11 protein-coding genes are annotated in these 17,666 nt (G+C 55.1%); 6 read left to right on the top strand and 5 right to left on the bottom strand.

All coding sequences use genetic code 11. The features are described from left to right. Nucleotides 1-37 precede the first annotated feature (37 nt). The 5 genes from ACA074_RS14635 to ACA074_RS14615 all read right to left on the bottom strand — a co-directional run bounded on the left by ACA074_RS14635 (nt 38) and on the right by ACA074_RS14615 (nt 7,843). On the bottom strand, nt 38-949 hold the full coding sequence (locus ACA074_RS14635) for a phosphatidylinositol-specific phospholipase C domain-containing protein (protein WP_497677215.1): 912 nt from the start codon (nt 947-949) through the stop codon (nt 38-40). Between the two features lie 104 nt (nt 950-1,053). Further along, nucleotides 1,054-1,944 (bottom strand): phosphatidylinositol-specific phospholipase C domain-containing protein, encoded by an 891-nt coding sequence (locus tag ACA074_RS14630; protein WP_489879564.1) that lies wholly within the window; start codon nt 1,942-1,944, stop codon nt 1,054-1,056. A 118-nt stretch (nt 1,945-2,062) separates the two neighbouring features. Next, a complete protein-coding gene (locus ACA074_RS14625; RefSeq protein WP_497677214.1) occupies nt 2,063-3,361 on the bottom strand; it encodes a glycosyltransferase in 1,299 nt (432 codons plus the stop codon). A gap of 115 nt (nt 3,362-3,476) precedes the next feature. Then, a complete protein-coding gene (locus ACA074_RS14620) occupies nt 3,477-7,193 on the bottom strand; it encodes a M35 family metalloendopeptidase (RefSeq protein WP_497677213.1) in 3,717 nt (1,238 codons plus the stop codon). A 290-nt stretch (nt 7,194-7,483) separates the two neighbouring features. Next, on the bottom strand, nt 7,484-7,843 hold the full coding sequence (locus ACA074_RS14615) for a response regulator (protein WP_497614089.1): 360 nt from the start codon (nt 7,841-7,843) through the stop codon (nt 7,484-7,486). A gap of 264 nt (nt 7,844-8,107) precedes the next feature. On the opposite strand from ACA074_RS14615, the gene ACA074_RS14610 reads away from it, so the two are divergent. The 6 genes from ACA074_RS14610 (at nt 8,108) to ACA074_RS14585 (ending at nt 17,647) form a co-directional block, all read left to right on the top strand. After that, complete coding sequence (locus ACA074_RS14610) at nt 8,108-11,605, top strand: response regulator (protein WP_497677212.1); 3,498 nt, start codon at nt 8,108-8,110, stop codon at nt 11,603-11,605. Then, nucleotides 11,605-12,438, top strand: coding sequence for a CheR family methyltransferase (locus ACA074_RS14605; RefSeq protein WP_497677211.1), 834 nt, complete (start codon nt 11,605-11,607; stop codon nt 12,436-12,438). Before ACA074_RS14610 ends, ACA074_RS14605 begins: the two co-directional genes overlap by 1 nt. Continuing rightward, complete coding sequence (locus ACA074_RS14600) at nt 12,435-13,028, top strand: chemotaxis protein CheB (RefSeq protein WP_401263991.1); 594 nt, start codon at nt 12,435-12,437, stop codon at nt 13,026-13,028. Before ACA074_RS14605 ends, ACA074_RS14600 begins: the two co-directional genes overlap by 4 nt. Then, a complete protein-coding gene (locus ACA074_RS14595) occupies nt 13,022-14,236 on the top strand; it encodes a hybrid sensor histidine kinase/response regulator (protein WP_401263993.1) in 1,215 nt (404 codons plus the stop codon). The genes ACA074_RS14600 and ACA074_RS14595 overlap by 7 nt, the downstream gene beginning before the upstream one ends. A 44-nt stretch (nt 14,237-14,280) precedes the next feature. Beyond that, a complete protein-coding gene (locus tag ACA074_RS14590) occupies nt 14,281-14,658 on the top strand; it encodes a response regulator (RefSeq protein WP_401263995.1) in 378 nt (125 codons plus the stop codon). 100 nt (nt 14,659-14,758) lie between these two features. Then, nucleotides 14,759-17,647, top strand: coding sequence for an RHS repeat domain-containing protein (locus ACA074_RS14585; protein WP_497677210.1), 2,889 nt, complete (start codon nt 14,759-14,761; stop codon nt 17,645-17,647). The last annotated feature ends 19 nt before the right edge of the window (nt 17,648-17,666 follow it).

Genomic DNA, 17,666 nt, shown 5'->3' with positions numbered 1-17,666 from the left:
GCGCCAGTTTGCCGCGATGGACATCCGTTGCGCAGGTTCAGCCAACGTGCTGCAGGTGAAGCGTTACCGTGGACTTCGCAATCGCTTTCTGCAGATTGGCTTGCTGGCAAAACAACACGATGTTCGAATTTTTAATGAAGTCGAAATTGATGATGTTGCAGTTTTGCGCCCAATCACTGTTCGCCGGATCAAACCAGGCGTCGAGCTTTTCATAAATCCGTTGAGGGCCGGTTGCATTCCAGATGGCTGCCGAAAGCGACCATAGCAAGGTTCTCGAAGGCGGCCTCTTCATCACCTCGGTCAGGTAGTTTTGTAGCGTAAACGTCGGCAACAGGGTTTCCAGAACATAGGCGTTACCCGCCCACTTATGAATCACCTGGTGGCAAAACCACTGCCCGTCGATGTTGGAATGAGAGGGGGTTGCCACCAGCAAACGTTGCATTCGGCTGATGTTCTTCAATTCGCCGAGGCTCAGATGTTTGTTTTTTTCAGGAATTATGTACTCGCCGAGATGTTGCAACATCACGTCGTTGAAGTACTTGAAGTCGAAGGGCGTGTCACCGTCCCTTAACTCGTGAAAGTCAAGGACGATAAATTCATCGTAACTGCGCTCGAGAAAACCTTTGAGATCACGAATGAGATCTTCCAATGTGCGCGATGACCAGACCTTGTCATGAAAGAATCGGAATTTCGCCAGCCCTGTGGCGTGACTGTCATACACCAATCGCAGATCAAGTGCCCTGGCACCGCGATTGAGCTGGGAATAGAAAGGCACATCCTGGCAGACCGCCCAGTTTGCGGCGATCGAGGGGCTGTAATAGGCCTCCCAATCACAACCGGCATTATGCGTGCCCGGTAAAGTCATCTCGAATAAGGTCAAGTTATCGAGTTGCGGTGTGGCAGCCATCCATCGATTGGGCTGGAAGTGTTGAAGGTCAAGATCATGCATTTGCTGAATCCTGTGTGGACATACTGGAAATCGTAATGGCATTAGAGGATGGACGACCCGTTTGGTCGTCCATCAATTCGTAAAGGAGCGTTCACACAGAGAATTTAATCTGCTTGCACACGAGGAGCTATCAGCGATTTCTTATTGGCTTTAATAATACTGGCCGATTGGCAATAGAACACGATGTTCGAGTCTTTAATGAAGTCGAAATTGATGATGTTGCACTTTTGGGCCCAGTCCGATCTGGCAGGGGAGAACCAGTTGTCCAGATCATTGAGAATTCGCTGGGGACCAATACTAAAAGTCGTCGCTGATAAAGACCAGAGGCGTAGCCTGCTCATAGGTTCGCTCATCACTTTTGTAATGTAGCCGTGCAGATCACTGGTGGTAACGATTTTTTCACCGATCCATTTGTGGCCGATCGGCGAATTGAACCTGTTGTCGTTTGTGTCCCACGTCATGGACGCCGCTACCAGGACGCGTTGCAGGGGGCTTGCTTGTTTCAGTTGCCCCAGCGTCATATGTATATTGTGGGAAGGAATCATCCGTTTGCCGAGATGTTCGAGCATCAGATCCCTGAATTTGGCGTGATTGAATTCGGCGTCACCTTTCTCCAGTTTATGAAAGTCCAGAATGATGAATTCTTCCGGATTGTCCTCAAGAAACTTGTTGACGTCTCGTACAAGGTCTTCAAGGTTTCGAGAAGAAAGGAACCCGTTGTGCTGAAAGCGAAACTGATTAAAGCCTTGTGCTTTGGCATTGTAAACCAGTCGAACATCCAGAGCTCTGGCGCCAAGATTGAGTTGTGAATAGAAAGAATCATCCTGGCATGCAGTCAGGTTTTTGCCTGGGAACAATGCGTAAGAGGCTTTCCAGTCACAGCCGGCATTATGAGTCCCTGGTATGGTCAGTTCGAACAGTGACAAGTTGTTGATTTGTGGAGTTACGGTCATCCACCGATGAAGAGGCGAGGTTTCATACTGGGTGTTATTCATTTGGTTATCCTGCGTTAAATAGTATTTAAGTTGTGCGCGCAGGATGTTTATAGTGCTTAATACTTGTTTGGCCAATGCTTGTTTTAATGCAAGTCGTGTACGGGGTGAAGTTATCTGTTCAGTCAGTAGGTGAATGGCGGTTTTTTGCTTCAATCCACTGCGACATGTATTGAGTGCTTTTATGAAAGTGGTGGCGCAACATACTTCCGGTAAAATTGCTGGTTCTAAGTATTTGTAAATGCTGCTGGCAATAGCGCAGTTTTTCAATAAGTGCCTGACCGTGTACAGCGTATTGATAGCGCTCGCTGAGCAACGTAGTTCCTGCCTGCTGAGCCGCTTGCCAAAGTGTTTGATCCTTATACAACCGAACGGCACTGTCGGCGATATCACATGCGTTGTGTGCGACAGCGCCAGGCCAAGGGTGGTCGCCATACATGCCTTCGGCGCCGATCGGCGTCGTGACACTTGGGGTGCCGCACAGCATCGCATCAACCAGTTTGCCCTTGATCCCGGCCCCGAAACGCAACGGCGCCAGGCACACCCGTGCAGCCGACATGACCTGCAACGCATCTTCGGCCCAGTTCATGATGTGAAAACCCTGCGCGGCGTTGTGCAAGGCCGTGGCCTTGGGCGGCGTGTAGGCGCCATAGATGTGCAACTGCGCATCCGGCAATTGCTGACGAATGAGTGGCCAGACCGTGGTTTTCATCCACAGCACGGCATCCCAGTTGGGCGCGTGGCGGAAGTTGCCGATGCTCAGGAAATGCTCGCGATCGGCAAATGCCCGCGCAGGTGCCGAAGGGAGTTCAACCATCAGTGGACACCAATGCAACAACTGACGCGGCAAGCCGAATTGCTCGACCAGCAACTCGATTTCAACTTCGGAGATCATCAGGTTCAGATCGCAACGGTACAACGCCGCGATTTCACGTTTGGCCAGATCTGTATCGGCCATCAATTCAAACTCTTCGCGCAGTGCAGGCGCAAACAGCTCGCTGAAGTCGTCCTGATCGCTGTTGGCTTTCAGGCGATCCTTGAGCCGCTGATGGCGGGCATGCCGCAGGCTCTGCAGGTCGGAGGTTTCGAGCACACGCAGGGCTTCGGGGCAGTGCTTCTCAACCCGCCAGCCGAACTGCTCCTCCATCATGAACTGGTCGAACAGCACAATATCCGGCGCCAGTTCACTGATGAACACGTCGAAACTGCTGTTGTTGAGTTCAATGGATACTTCGCGAATACCCAGCACTGCCAGATCCGCCTTATGCTCGCCGGGGCCGGCGGGGCTGCTGAAGGTGATGTCCCAACCCTGTTGCAAAAACGTTTCGAGGATCTGCATGACGTGGCCACTGGCGGCGGAAGAGCGCGGTTCGGGCCAGACATATCCGATGACCAGGACTTTGGTGACGGGCTGAGTCATTAGCGGTGATCCTGTGCAGCAAAGCGGGGGCGAAAAACGGGCGCAATTAAACCACAGTGGTGGTTGCTTGCACCCGGTTATCAATCAGGCCCGGTGGCGGAAATACAGGTACGACCTACGCTTTGCCCAGGTTGAGGCCCAGAGTGCCGAGGAATGGTTCGGCTGCGGAATTTTTCAGCGCTGATTCGAGGGTCGACATGTTTATGCCAAATCCAGCTGGATCGGATTTGATTTGATTAATCAAAGAAACCGCTACTTCGTAAGATTCTGCGTTGTACAGAGCCGGGTGCTTCTGAATCAAAGTCGGAAGACTCGGACGAATGGAATCAAACTGATGCAGATGGGTGAAGCTGTCCGTGCTCACTGTTCTGTAAGGATTGGAGAACGTCGGATCGACCATGCGCGGGTTTCGTGCGAGATCAATCAGGGAAGCCACATCGGTTTGCGCGTGTTCCAGAGTCTTTCCGTAATACAGATCGAGTGTGCCGGGTGCGCCATGGGACATCTCATGGATCAGAACATCCGCTATCCGGGTTTCGTCGTATTTGGATGTGCGATATAGATCATCCAGATGTTCCGGAAAAATCTTGATGAACCTTTTGATTGATTCCTGATGTACGGTGCCCTTGACGACTGCCTTTTTCCATCGTTTGTAATCGGGCACATGCAAGGCTGCCACCGCAGGCACATCGGTCCTTTTGAATGATACGTTGGCGAGCGTGAAAGCATCCAGATCCTTGCGCATTGCCTGCAGTCTCGACCCGATGTGCTTTACGGCTTCGTCAGACCCAGTGCCAAACAAATAAGTAAGAATCTTGCGAACTTCGAATTCCCATTCCGAGTCGCCCAACAAGGCGATGGCATTGTTGAGTTTGGTTTTGGCGGCGGGGATTGCTTTTTTCAAATACCGTTGGGTGTAACTTTTTGGCATGAGCTTGCGCCAAGGTAGGGAAGGCAGTTTGAACTTGTAATTCAGACTGTCCATTTTGGCTCCCCATGGTTCGCCCAAACGGTTCAACGCGTACCATTCATCACTGTGGCGTATTCCCCAAACCTGGAACACGTCTGCGGATTCTTGCGCAGTTTGTCGGATGCCCAGACGGATAGTGTCTGGATCGACAGCCTTCGAAAGTGCGTGATAGGGCGTCTTTCCCGACCATTTGCGTGCATCGTAAATAGCGCTTTCGAGTGCAGCTACACCGCTGTGCCAACCTTTGCGCAAAAGTTTGGCACCATTCACAAGCAAATCGGTTGCGCCATCCAGCGGATTGAGCAAGTTGCTGACCAATCCAGCGCCTGTGGAAGCTATCTTGCTGGCCTTGGTGGCGATACTCATGCTCGTGGCGGCCAGGCTGGCAATCTTTGCGATGGCTCCGACCACTAACAGAACGGTCATCGCGGCTTCCAGGGTGCACGCCTTGGCTCCGTCCAATTGTCGCTCGATGTCGCCTGAACCGAGATCTTCGATGCATGACTTGAAGGGCACGACAAAGTTGAGAAGCGTGTCCAGATCCTTTTCCCGTTTTGCACGCAATGCTTCAAGCCGGGTCTGGCCCCAACACTCTTTAACCAACTCATCGTAAGTCGCGACGGGTCTGTGCTTGAGTACGAAGTTCACCAGACGGTCGAACTCTGTCGAGTAGAAGCTCTGGTAGTACCCATTTATTGGCTCCAGCGGCGCGACGGCTGACAACTCGGCAACTTTGTCGATCACCCCCGAACTGACGTCCACGAGACCGGGCGTTACACCATGGGTATAACACTCGATGTTCATCGGCAGTTGATGAATTTTCGCAGGCGCAGAGTAATTCGTCTCATTGCTGCGAGGGGGAGCGCTTAACAGGTTTTCCCTTTGCACAAGCTTGGCCAACTCGGTGTTTTCGCGACAGACGCCGTGCAGCGTGAATAATTCGTAACAGGTCACCCGGCCTTCGAACTCGCTGCAGACCACTACGCCGTAGCGACCCTTTGCTTCATCTATTTCTTTATGACTTTCCGTCGGTTTGCGCTCAGTCGTTTTCAGAATGGCGTCAAGGGTCGCCGCGATAGGATTGGCGGATATACCGGTAATCGATTGGAGTCTGGCGACCGAGGGCCTGACGGTGAACATCGTCACCTTGCCCTTGAGCAATCGAATCCGGTCGAGCAATGGCATTGAAGTAAATGCTTGCTTCAAATGCGTATTCATCGCTTGCGCATGCGCCAGATAGGCCCGATTGAACTGACGGTAGAACTCATCGTCGGGAGAAACCAGATTACGGCGCATGTTGGGGAACGCTGTATAGATGCTTTCCCCTTTTTTCAAATCCCAATTGCCGGTCGCCAGATCGTTGGACATATGCAACTCGACAGGTGACATTTTTAGCGAAATGTAAGCGTCTTCCAGCGGTCGATTGCGCGTTTGCTGAAGGACGTCGCTTTCAAGATAAGTGCAGCCCTTGGCGACCTGCTTGAGGATATCCAGTGCAACGCTTTTGCGGGTTGGCAGTTGACGCGTCAGTGTTTCAGCGTTTTCGGCAAGCGTCCTCGCATGTCGGGCGTAGGCGTCCGTGGCGACTGTCAGTGAGTCAGTGACTGATTTTTCAACGTCTTCAGGCGTGACGATTTTGTTGAGCACTGCCCAATCAATCACAGGATCCACGGCGGCCAAAGCGTCGAGCAACTTGCGTGATTCGGTCACTGGTTCCAGTGTCGAAAGTTGCTGCAATTGCGCGTAAGTCATGGATCGAGTCGAGCCTGGCGCTATGATTTCTTGCACCGCCACGATTCGGCAAAATTCCACGCATTGCGGCGTTCCCACTAGCAGGGTGGCAGGTAGACCTTTGACCAGAAATTCCGGCGCAGGCTCCGCCAGCAGTAAGTGAGCGGCCAATGCTGCATTCTTTTTACTCACCCTGTGGTGCTCGATCAGGTGATTCTCGAAATCGGTTTGAATCTCGGCGAAGGATTTTTCCATATGCTTGGCAGCATACAAATCGAAACCAGCAACATGATTTCGCGGTACATCTTCGCCGACTTGAGGATGAAGATTGAGCAGCAGCGATGTCAGGACAACCTGCTTGCGCGACGTTTCCGATTGCGGTTGGTTGTCGCGCGCGCCGTACCAGCCAAGATCCCGTACGTAAGCGTCGGCCCAGTCAGCAGCGATGGGGCTGGAAACAAGTGCCTTAATAATGTCCTCAGCCTCGGCACGTGTGAAGGGCGTAGTTCGTCCGCCAAAAATGCTCTCCGACAAATGCTCCAGTAACGATTTATCCTTGATGTAACTGGCGATGAGTTTGCGGAACTCACTGCGCTCAGTTGCAGAAAGCGTCGCCGAGTTGCCTTCTCCAGTCTTTATCATTTCCCAATAGTTGCTCAACTCTGGGCTTGCAGGAGGGGCGGCTTGCATGAATGCCAGTAACCGGGAAACGTCGGCGGCATGGTGAGGGATCAAGTAACCGTGGAAAGCCAGCCATTGTGCTAAATCAACTTCGTCTGCGGTGGAAATTTTGCCACCGGTCAAATGGGCCATTTCAACCAGTATCTGCAGATCGTCTTTCAGATCGGGGGAAAGTTTGAAGGCGTTAGCAAAACTCACGATATCACCGGAGTGCTTTGCATTTATTTCGCCTTCAGCGGTCACTTCAAAGTCTGAGTACTCGGAAAGTCTTAGCTTGCCCACCAGTCTTTTGAAGGAATCTTGTTCGGACATCCGTTGCAACAGCTGCCTGCCGGGAAGCAGGGCGTCTTCAAGTGACGATCCCGACTCCACAGAAAGTTTTGCGCCTTCCAGTGAAATTCTTTGCGAAGGAGCAAGATGTTCTGAGCGCTGCTTGAGTTTATATATCACTTCCTCTCGTTCGCGGTTATCGCATGCAACGTATTCACGGTGGAGGTTAGAAGAAGGGGCAGGTCGGGATAAGTAACGTTGATTCAGGGAGTTTGAATGTTTTAGGGTCATAATAAATTCGTTTATGTTGGTTTGTATGTTTGAGTGATCCTCTTTTGTTGGGGCGTGTTTATCAAGAAGCATTATGTGAGTGTGTTTTTCAACAGCTCGCCAGCTTAAGTTTTATTCGCAAGAATATGAGACCGGACTGCCCCTTGAAGTTGTTTGAAAGGGGCGGTCCGTTGAGTTATTTATTGAATGATGTTTTTTACTTTGTCGCGCAATTGATCGATCGAAAAGGGTTTGCCGATGACATGCATGCCTTCGGGCACTTCGATACTTTCAGCGTAACCACTGGCAAACAGGATTGGCAGCGCGGGGCGCACGATGCGTGCCTGATTCGCCAACTCACGACCATCCATACCCGGCAAACCTACATCGGTCATCATCAAATCAATGTTCTGGTCCTTATCATTGAGAAACTCCAGCGCCTGTTCGCTGCCGTCAGCCTCCAGCACCTTGTACTCCAGCTCCTCCAGCACATCGACGATCAGCATGCGCACAATGGCATCGTCTTCTACTACAAGGATGATGGACGCTGGGGTGGACATAATAGAGGCTCTCAAAGATAGAAATTCAGGGGTATCGGCCGGTCGAATCTGCCGGTCTCATGCATGAGTAAGTGGCGCATGGCCACAAGTTCCCGGTTTGATACAAAAAACATTCACTGCAAAGGGACAGGCAAGGATAACTGTTGGCGTGGCTCTAGACGCGAGCAAATGTAGGAATTTGCTGCCAAAGCTGTGAGAAAAATGGATCCACGCCGCTTGTTGGGGCAAACTCTCGGGTTTTCAACAGTTCGACAAGGCTGCCCCATGTCCTCTCCGTCTTCGGTTGATGAGCAACGGTTTCGCAAACTCCTGAGTCGCAACATCAGCCTGCCGCTGGGTGTTGGTGTGCTCAGTGCCGTGTTCTTCGTTTCGCTGATCACGTATCTGCTGTCGGTCATTCAGTGGGTTGAACACACCGACCGGGTGATCAATAACGCCAACGAAGCGGTGAAACTCACCGTGGACCTGGAAACCGGCATGCGCGGTTTTCTGCTGAGCGGTGACGAGCACTTCCTCGATCCCTACGAGACGGCCAAGCCGCGTATTGCCGTGGCGCTCAATACCTTGCTCGAACTGACCGCCGACAATCCTGTGCAGACCGACCGTTTGCGCCGTCTCCAGGCGTTGCAGACCGAGTGGGCGACCTATGCACAATCGATGATCGATTTGCAGCGCAGCAGCGGGGATTATCGCGGTGCCGTGAAGGCTGGACGTGGCAAGCGCCTGACCGACGAGATTCGCAAGCAGTTCGAAGACGTCATCGATATGGAGCAGCAGTTGCGCACCACGCGTAACGAAGAAGTGCGCCGCACCACGATCTGGAGCATCACCCTTTATCTGCTGTTTGTTGCAGGCATCAGCGCATTGCTGGCGTACATCGGTCGGCGAGACCTGGTCAATCTGTCCGAAAGCTACGGCGCCACATTGGCGGCGCAGCAGGCCAGTGCCGAGCGTCTGGAACAGCAAGCCTGGCTGCGCAACGGGCAGACCGAGTTGGCCGAACAGGTGCTGGGGCAACTGACGCTCAATCTGCTCGGTCGCAACATTCTGCAGTTCTGCGCGCAATACCTTGGCACGGCCGTAGCGGCGTTGTACGTGCGCGAAGAGCACGGTGGCCTCAAACGTGTGGCGACTTATGGGTTTTCTCGCGAACAGGAAGATCAGGACCAGTCGATCTACAGCGGCGAAGGTATTGTCGGTCAGGTCGCGCAGCAGGCGCGGCTTATCCGTCTCGATTCGGTACCGTCGGATTACTTCAAGGTCAGCTCCGGACTCGGCGAAGGCCTGCCGCGCAGCGTTGTGGTCGTGCCGACCAGCGATGACGAACGGGTCAACGGCGTGATCGAACTGGGTTTCCTGCGACCGCTCAACGACCGCGATATCGAGCTGCTTGAATTGATTGCCGGCAACGTCGGCACTTCCATCGAAGCGGCGCGTTATCGTCAGCGTTTGCAGGAAGTGCTGGCCGAAACCCAGCAGCTCAACGAAGAGTTGCAGGTGCAGCAGGAAGAGTTGAAGACTGCCAACGAAGAGTTGGAGGAGCAGTCGCGGATCCTCAAGGAATCCCAAGCGCACTTGGAAACCCAGCAAGTCGAGCTGGAACAGACCAACGAACAACTCGCCGAACAGGCGCAGACCTTGGCCGAGCAGCGCGATGCCATGGATCTGAAGAACACCGAACTGAATAAGGCGCAGGTGCAACTCGAAGAGCGCGCCGAAGAGTTGCAGCGCTCAAGCAAGTACAAGTCCGAGTTCCTCGCCAATATGTCCCACGAACTGCGCACGCCGCTGAACAGTTCGCTGATCCTGGCCAAGTTGCTGGCGGAAAACCCGCAGGACAATCTCAGTGCCGAACAAGTCAAGTTTGCCGAGTCGATCTACTCCGCCGGCAACGATCTGCTCAACCTGATCAACGACATTCTCGATATTTCCAAGGTCGAGGCCGGCAAGCTTGAAGTGATCCCGGAAATCACCAGCGTCGCGCGTCTGGCCGATGGCCTGCGCAGCGTGTTCGAACCGCTGGCGGCCGACAAACGACTGACCTTCAGCGTGGATCTGCTCCCGGATGCGCCGGTGACACTGTTTACCGACCGTCAGCGGCTGGAACAGGTGATCAAAAACCTGCTGTCCAACGCCGTGAAATTTACCGAGCAGGGCACGGTGAGCCTGACCATCAGCGGCCAGCCGAATGATCGCATTGCGTTCATCGTGCGCGATTCGGGCATCGGCATTGCCGCGGATCAGCAGGAAAGCATCTTTGAAGCGTTCCGTCAGGCCGATGGCACCACCAACCGCAAATACGGCGGTACCGGGCTGGGCCTTTCGATCTCGCGGGATCTGGCGACCTTGCTGGGCGGCTCGATCAGCGTCAGCAGCGCACCGGGGCAGGGCAGTGTGTTCACGCTGGTATTGCCGCAGCAGTACAACGAGTCCACTGATGTATCGAAAGCGCCGTTGACCTTCACTCCGCCAGTCCAAACCGTGACGGCGACCGTAGCGCCTGCGGTGGTGGTTTCGCCTCTGGCGCCGGTTCACATCCCGCGCTTTGCCGACGACCGCGACAAGGCACCGTTCGCCACCCGTTGCATTCTGGTAGTGGAAGATGAGCCGAACTTTGCGCATATCCTCTACGATCTGGCGCACGAACTGGGTTATCAGTGCCTGGTTGCCCATGGCGCGGACGAAGGTTATGACCTGGCCCGCGAGTTCGTGCCGGATGCCATTCTGCTCGACATGCGTCTGCCGGATCACTCCGGATTGACTGTGTTGCAGCGTTTGAAAGAACACGCCGAAACCCGCCACATCCCCGTGCACGTGATTTCGGTCGAGGATCGGGTCGAAGCGGCGATGCACATGGGCGCCATTGGCTATGCAGTCAAACCGACCACCCGCGAAGAGCTCAAGGACGTGTTCGCCCGTCTGGAAGCCAAGCTGACCCAGAAGGTCAAACGCGTGTTGCTGGTTGAAGACGACGATCTGCAGCGCGAGAGCATTGCGCGGCTGATCGGCGATGACGACATCGAGATCACGGCTGTCGGTCTGGCGCAGGACGCGCTGGAGAAACTGCGTACGACGATCTATGACTGCATGGTCATCGACCTGAAGCTGCCGGACATGCTCGGTAATGACTTGCTCAAGCGCATGTCCACCGAAGATATCTGCTCGTTCCCGCCGGTCATCGTTTATACCGGTCGTAACCTGACGCGCGATGAAGAGGCCGACCTGCGCAAGTACTCGCGCTCGATCATCATCAAGGGCGCACGCTCACCGGAGCGTCTGCTCGATGAGGTCACACTCTTTCTGCACAAAGTTGAATCGCAGTTGTCCCATGAGCGGCAGAAGATGCTGAAGACCGCGCGCAGCCGCGACAAGGTTTTCGAGGGTCGCAAAGTGCTGCTGGTGGACGACGATGTGCGCAACATCTTCGCCCTGACCAGTGCCCTGGAGACCAAAGGCGCAGTCGTGGTGATCGGGCGTAATGGCCGTGAAGCGATTGAAAAACTGAATGAAGTCGAGGACATCGATCTGGTGTTGATGGACGTGATGATGCCGGAGATGGATGGTTTCGAAGCCACCATCGAAATCCGCAAGGACCCGCGCTGGCGCAAACTGCCCATTATTGCGGTCACGGCCAAGGCCATGAAGGACGATCAGGAGCGCTGCCTGCAGGCGGGCGCCAACGATTATCTGGCCAAGCCCATTGATCTGGATCGCCTGTTCTCGCTGATTCGCGTGTGGTTACCGAAGATGGAACGCATTTAGTGGAACGCAATCATCCAGCGGAACGAAACAGTGAAATCGAATTACGGCTGTTGATCGAGGCGATCTACCTCAAGTACAGCTACGATTTTCGCGATTACTCCGGCGCTTCGATCAAGCGCCGGGTCCAACACGCGTTGGGTCAATTCGAATGCGCGACGATTTCGGCGTTGCAGGAAAAAGTCCTGCACGACCCGACGGCGTTTATGCAGTTGTTGCAGTTGTTGACGATTCCGGTCAGCGAGATGTTTCGCGATCCGTCGCACTTCCTGGCCATTCGCAAGGAAGTGGTGCCGCTGCTCAGAACCTATCCTTCGATCAAGATCTGGATCGCCGGGTGCAGCACGGGTGAGGAGGTCTATTCGATGGCGATTCTGCTGCGCGAAGAGGGCCTGCTCGATCGCACGATCATTTACGCTACCGACATCAATCCGCGCTCGCTGGACAAGGCCAAGCAGGGGATATTTTCAATGGAAAACGTCCGTGCCTACACCGCCAACTATCAACAGGCCGGTGGGCAGCGATCATTTGCCGACTATTACACCGCGGCCTATGGCTATGCGATTTTCGACAAGAGTCTGTGCGAGAGCGTGACGTTTGCCGACCACAGTCTGGCCACCGACAGCGTGTTCTCCGAAACCCAATTGATTTCCTGCCGTAACGTGTTGATCTATTTCAACAAGAAGCTGCAGGATCGAGCGTTCGGGCTGTTCCATGAATCCTTGTGTCATCGCGGTTTTCTGGTGCTCGGCAGCAAAGAGACGCTGGATTTTTCCAGCTATGCAAACCAGTTCGAACCGCTGGTGAAACAAGAACGGATCTACCGCAAATCATGAACGACATTGCGGATCTGCCTCGAATCGAGGCTATTGTGGTCGGGGCTTCCGCCGGTGGCGTTGAAGCCTTGTTAAACCTGCTTGGGCCGCTGCGCAAAGGTTTTGCACTGCCGATCATCATCGTGCTGCACCTGCCGGAAGAGCGCCGCAGCCAGTTGGCCGAGGTATTCGCCCGGCGTCTGGCGTTGCCAGTCGAGGAGGCCACGGACAAGCAGGTTATCGAGGCGGGCACGGTGTATTTCGCCACGCCCGGTTATCACCTGTCGGTGGAGCAGGATCGCAGCCTGTCGTTGAGCCAGGAGGATCGCAACCATCATTCCCGGCCGTCGATTGACTACTTGTTCGAGTCCGCCGCCGACGCCTATGGCCCGAAACTGGCCGCTGTGCTGTTGACCGGTGCCAACCAAGATGGCGCGCGCGGACTGGCACAAGTCAAACGCCACGGCGGACTGACCATCGTCCAGGATCCCGCCGACGCCCAAGTCGCCACCATGCCTCTGGCTGCCCTGAAAATCCGGCAGCCGGATCATGTTTTACCCATCCACGGCATCGGCCGTCTGCTTGTCGAGCTGGAACGAATCGCATGCTGAGTAATATCCAGGCAAAACTGCTGATCGTCGACGATCTGCCCGAGAACCTGCTGGCTCTTGAAGCGCTGATCAAACGCGAAGACCGCACCGTCTACAAGGCGCTGTCGGCGGACGAAGCTCTGTCGCTGCTGCTGCAACACGAGTTCGCCATGGCCATTCTCGACGTGCAGATGCCGGGCATGAACGGCTTCGAACTGGCCGAGTTGATGCGCGGCACCGAGAAGACCAAGAACATCCCGATCATTTTTGTCAGCGCTGCCGGTCGCGAATTGAACTACGCGTTCAAAGGCTATGAGAGCGGGGCAGTGGACTTTCTGCACAAGCCGCTGGATATCCACGCGGTCAAGAGCAAGGTCAACGTTTTCGTCGATCTGTACCGACAGAGCAAGGCCATGAAGCAACAGGTCGAAGCGCTGGAACAGGCGCGTCGCGAGCAGGAAGCGCTGTTGCAACAGTTGCAGAGTACGCAGTCGGAGCTTGAGCAAGCCGTGCGGATGCGCGATGACTTCATGTCAATCGTCGCCCACGAAGTGCGCACCCCCCTCAATGGCCTGATACTCGAAACCCAATTGCGCAAGATGCACTTGGCGCGGGATAACGCGGCGGCGTTCACCCTCGACAAGATGCACGCGATGGTCGATCGCGACGAGCGCCAGATCAAAAGCCTCATCCGGCTGATCGAAGACATGCTCGACGTCTCCCGGATACGTACCGGCAAGTTGTCGATCCGGCCTAACCGTTTCGATCTGGTGCAGTTGGTGGGCAATCTGCTGCAAAACTTTGCGCAGCAGATCGAAGCAGCGGAAACGACGGTCAGCTTCGAAGCGGACATGCCGTTGGAAGGTTGCTGGGATGAGTTCCGCATCGAGCAGGTCATTTCCAATCTGCTGACCAATGCGCTGCGTTATGGCGGCAGAAGCTTGATTCAGGTGCGCGTCTACCGCCAAGGCAACGAAGCTCGGGTCGAGGTTCAGGATCACGGGATCGGCATCAGCGAAGAGAACCAAAAGCGTATTTTCCAACAATTCGAACGGGTTTCCGCCAAGACGGTAGTCGCCGGGCTCGGGTTGGGTCTGTTCATTTCCGAGCAGATCGTCGCCGCCCATGGCGGCTCAATCGTCGTCGAGAGTGAAATCAACGAGGGCGCCCTGTTTCGCGTTTGTCTGCCGATAGAGGAAAACGGCAAATCCGACGCAACCTCTGAGTGACCACACGGTCGTATCAGCAGCTATTGACCGAACAAAGGCTTCCCATGAGCGTAGATGCACAAGATGTAGTACTTATCGTCGAAGACGAACCGAATATCTTGATGATTCTGTCGATTTATCTGAAGGATCAAGGGTATCGCGTGCTCGAAGCCGAAAACGGCGAGCAGGCGTTCGAAATCCTCGCGAGCAAGCCACATTTGGATCTGTTGATCACCGACTTCCGCTTGCCTGGCGGCATCTCCGGCGTACAGATCGCCGAGCCCGCCGTGAAGCTGCGACCCGACTTGAAGGTGATTTTCATCAGCGGTTACCCGCAGGAAATCCGCGAGACCGGCAGCCCGATCACGCTCAAGGCACCTATTCTGGAAAAGCCGTTCGATCTGGATGTGCTGCAGGAAAAGATTCAGGAGCTGCTGGCCTGAAAACGCGTTATTTCTAAGCCCGACCTGTAATTTCTGACAGTTGACGTGATCGCCTCCACGGCTGATAAAGACCTCGTGAACCACGTCGAGGTCGCCGCTCATGCATCGTCATACGCCAACGCTTGCCGTAATCGACCCTCGCGGTGCTGCGGTACGCGCAGTCGCGTATTGTCGGTCGTCGGGCATAGACGATCTTCAAGTACACGTCTCGCAAACGGTGCATGACTTTCAGTGTCGCGCCAGCCACACGCGTGACCCGCGCCTGTTTGCGCTCTTTCAGACAGACGACTCAACCCCCGCCAATCAGACCACCATTACCAGCCTGCCCGGGACATCGTTGCTGTCGGTCAACGTGGATGCCGGTTGGCGTTTGAGTTTGACGGGGGCGTCCGGCCAGCCGCTTGAAAGCTGGGATCAAAAACTCAATCGGCGCCGTGTGCAATACGATGCCTGCCTGCGGCCGGTGTTTGTTTTCGACCTTGAGGCCGGTGAACTGGAGCGGCGCAGTGAATGCCTTTGCTACGGCGATGCCAGCGCCGAATCAGCCCGGCATAACCGCTGCGGACAATTGATTCGTCACGACGACACGGCGGGGTCGGCGTACCTCAGTGAATTCAGTCTGAGCGGTGCTTCCATCGAACAAGCCCGGCGATTTCTCAAGGCGCTGAACGAATCAGACTGGCCACAGGATCAGACCGAACGTGACGCTTTGCTGGAGAGTGAAAGTGCCGTGACCCGCATGGGATATAACGCCTCAGGCGATCTGATACATCACGTTGATGCACTGCGCAATGAACAATTGCTGCGCCAGACGCTGGCCGGCGAATTGTCCGGGATCTTCCTCAAGTCAGTCAGCACTGACACTTACACCCCACTGGTCAGCGATATTCACTGCAACGCTTCTGGCCAGATAGAACAGCAAACCGCCGGTAACGGTGTCGTCACGCGCAGCGCCTTCGATCCCGCGAACGGGCGACTGAGCACCTTACTCGCGCAAGTTGAAGGGGGGCCGCCGTTGCAGGGTCTGGCGTATGCCTACGATCCGGTGGGCAATCTGATCAGCATCACTGACAGTGCCCAGCCGATTCGCTACTTCCGCAACCAACGGGTCGCACCTCTAAACACCTATCGTTACGACACGCTTGGCCGATTGATCGAAGCCTTTGGCCGTCAGCGGATCTGCGCGCCGGGCGGGCCACCGTTGCCGGAGTTCATGTCGCCGCCGGATTCGGCTCAACTGGAAAATTACCGGCAGACGTTTGAATACGACTGCGGTGGCAACTTGCATACCTTGAACCACGTCGCCGGCCTTGGTTCGCGCTGCGAACGCACGGCTATGGCAGCGACTAGTAATCGCAGTTTGCCGTACAGCGCCGCAGGTGAACGGCCGGACGAGGGTGAAATCGCCAGGCGATACGACGTCACCGGCAATCTCAACCTGCTGCAAGAAGGCCAGAATCTGTTTTGGGACCCTCGCAATCAATTACGCCAGGTTGATCAGGTGATTCGTGAAGATGGGCCCAACGACAGTGAGCGCTACGTCTACGACAGTGCCGGTCAACGCCTGCGAAAAGTCCGCACGGCCCAAAGCTCCGGACTGACCCGCACCCACGAAACCCGCTACCTGCCCGGGCTTGAAATCCGCACCACGCCTGAAGAGGTCCTGCACGTCATCAGTGTTCAGGCGGGCCGCTGCACCGTGCAGATCCTGCAGTGGGAAAAGGGTCGGCCCGCGCACATCGCCGAGGAGCAATACCGGTACATCCTGACCGATCACCTGGGCTCCAGCAGCCTGGAGCTTGACGCCGATGCCCGGTTGATCAGCCAGGAAAGCTACTACGCCTATGGTGGAACGGCGTGGTGGGCGGGGCGCGACAAGGTCGAGGCGGGTTACCGGACGTTGCGTTATTCAGGGCAGGAGCGCGATGCGACAGGTTTGTACCATTACGGTTTTCGTTACTACATGCCGTGGCGTCAACGATGGTTGAGCGCCGATCCGGGAGGCACCCACGACGGGTTGAATCTGTACGGTATGGTCGGTGGTAACCCGGTGGGGTATGTCGATTTGCAGGGCTTGTCTCGATGGGAGACGGCCAAGGCAATGATGTGGGCCGGAGTGTTTGACTTTGCGGCAAAACTGCCCGCAGCCGCCGTGGGCTATGTCATGAAAGTCTCGAGTCCGGCGAGTTGGGGTCTGACGGCAGCAGGAGGGGCATCGGCAGCGATCAACGGTGCTATCACGGGAGCGGCATGGGTCGCTCAGAATCAGGCTGAGGATATCGGTAACGTGCGGCGTTATGCTGAACGTTCGGCGGGAGCCTTCGCTGGCGCTCTGTTAACCGCTGCTCCTGTTGCGGTTGAACACTTTTTCAGCCCGGGTTTGAATCTGGCGGCAATCGATCAGATCAGCTCATTGGGCGATAACGTCGGCTTTGAGTTCTTTTCTCAATTTGAATCAAGCTGGCCGAACAATGAATGGGCAGGGGCGCCCCCAAGAGCAGGCATTAATGCTGAAATTGGCACCACGGTGTTGACAAAAGGGGCCTCGCAAATCCTCAAGTACAATCTGTTTGATCCTGCTCCATCCTTGGCGTTAAGCCTTGCCCAAGAGGTGCTGTACCCCGCAGCGACCAAAGGAGTGGTTGCCATGAATATGAGTTTTGCCCGCAGTTTTTTTCCGGAGGAGGCGCCATACCAGGAGTCTCGAGACGTATCGCAGTTCTCGGTTGTAAAACAGCTCAGCAATGTGGCCGGCCGCGATGCTTTTAGCGCAGTGCCTCGACTGGTGGCGCAGGGGCTGCAGTCCGATGCCGTGGCCGCAGTGATTGGCGATGGGGGGCAGCAAGTCGTAAATTTCGTTGTGAATTCCGGGTTTCAGACGGTACGAAATGCCTACAAACGAGACATAAAGTCCGGTCTTCAGAAAATGATGACGACGAATCGCCCGGCGCTTGCTGATAAAGCGATTCAAAGTTATGGCGCCGTTTGATGAAATGAACGCCATCTCC

The sequence above is a fragment of the Pseudomonas sp. LBUM1655 genome (genome assembly GCF_059716085.1).
The sequence above is the reverse complement of the archived record's forward strand: the minus strand, read 5'-3'. Positions and strand labels throughout refer to the sequence as shown.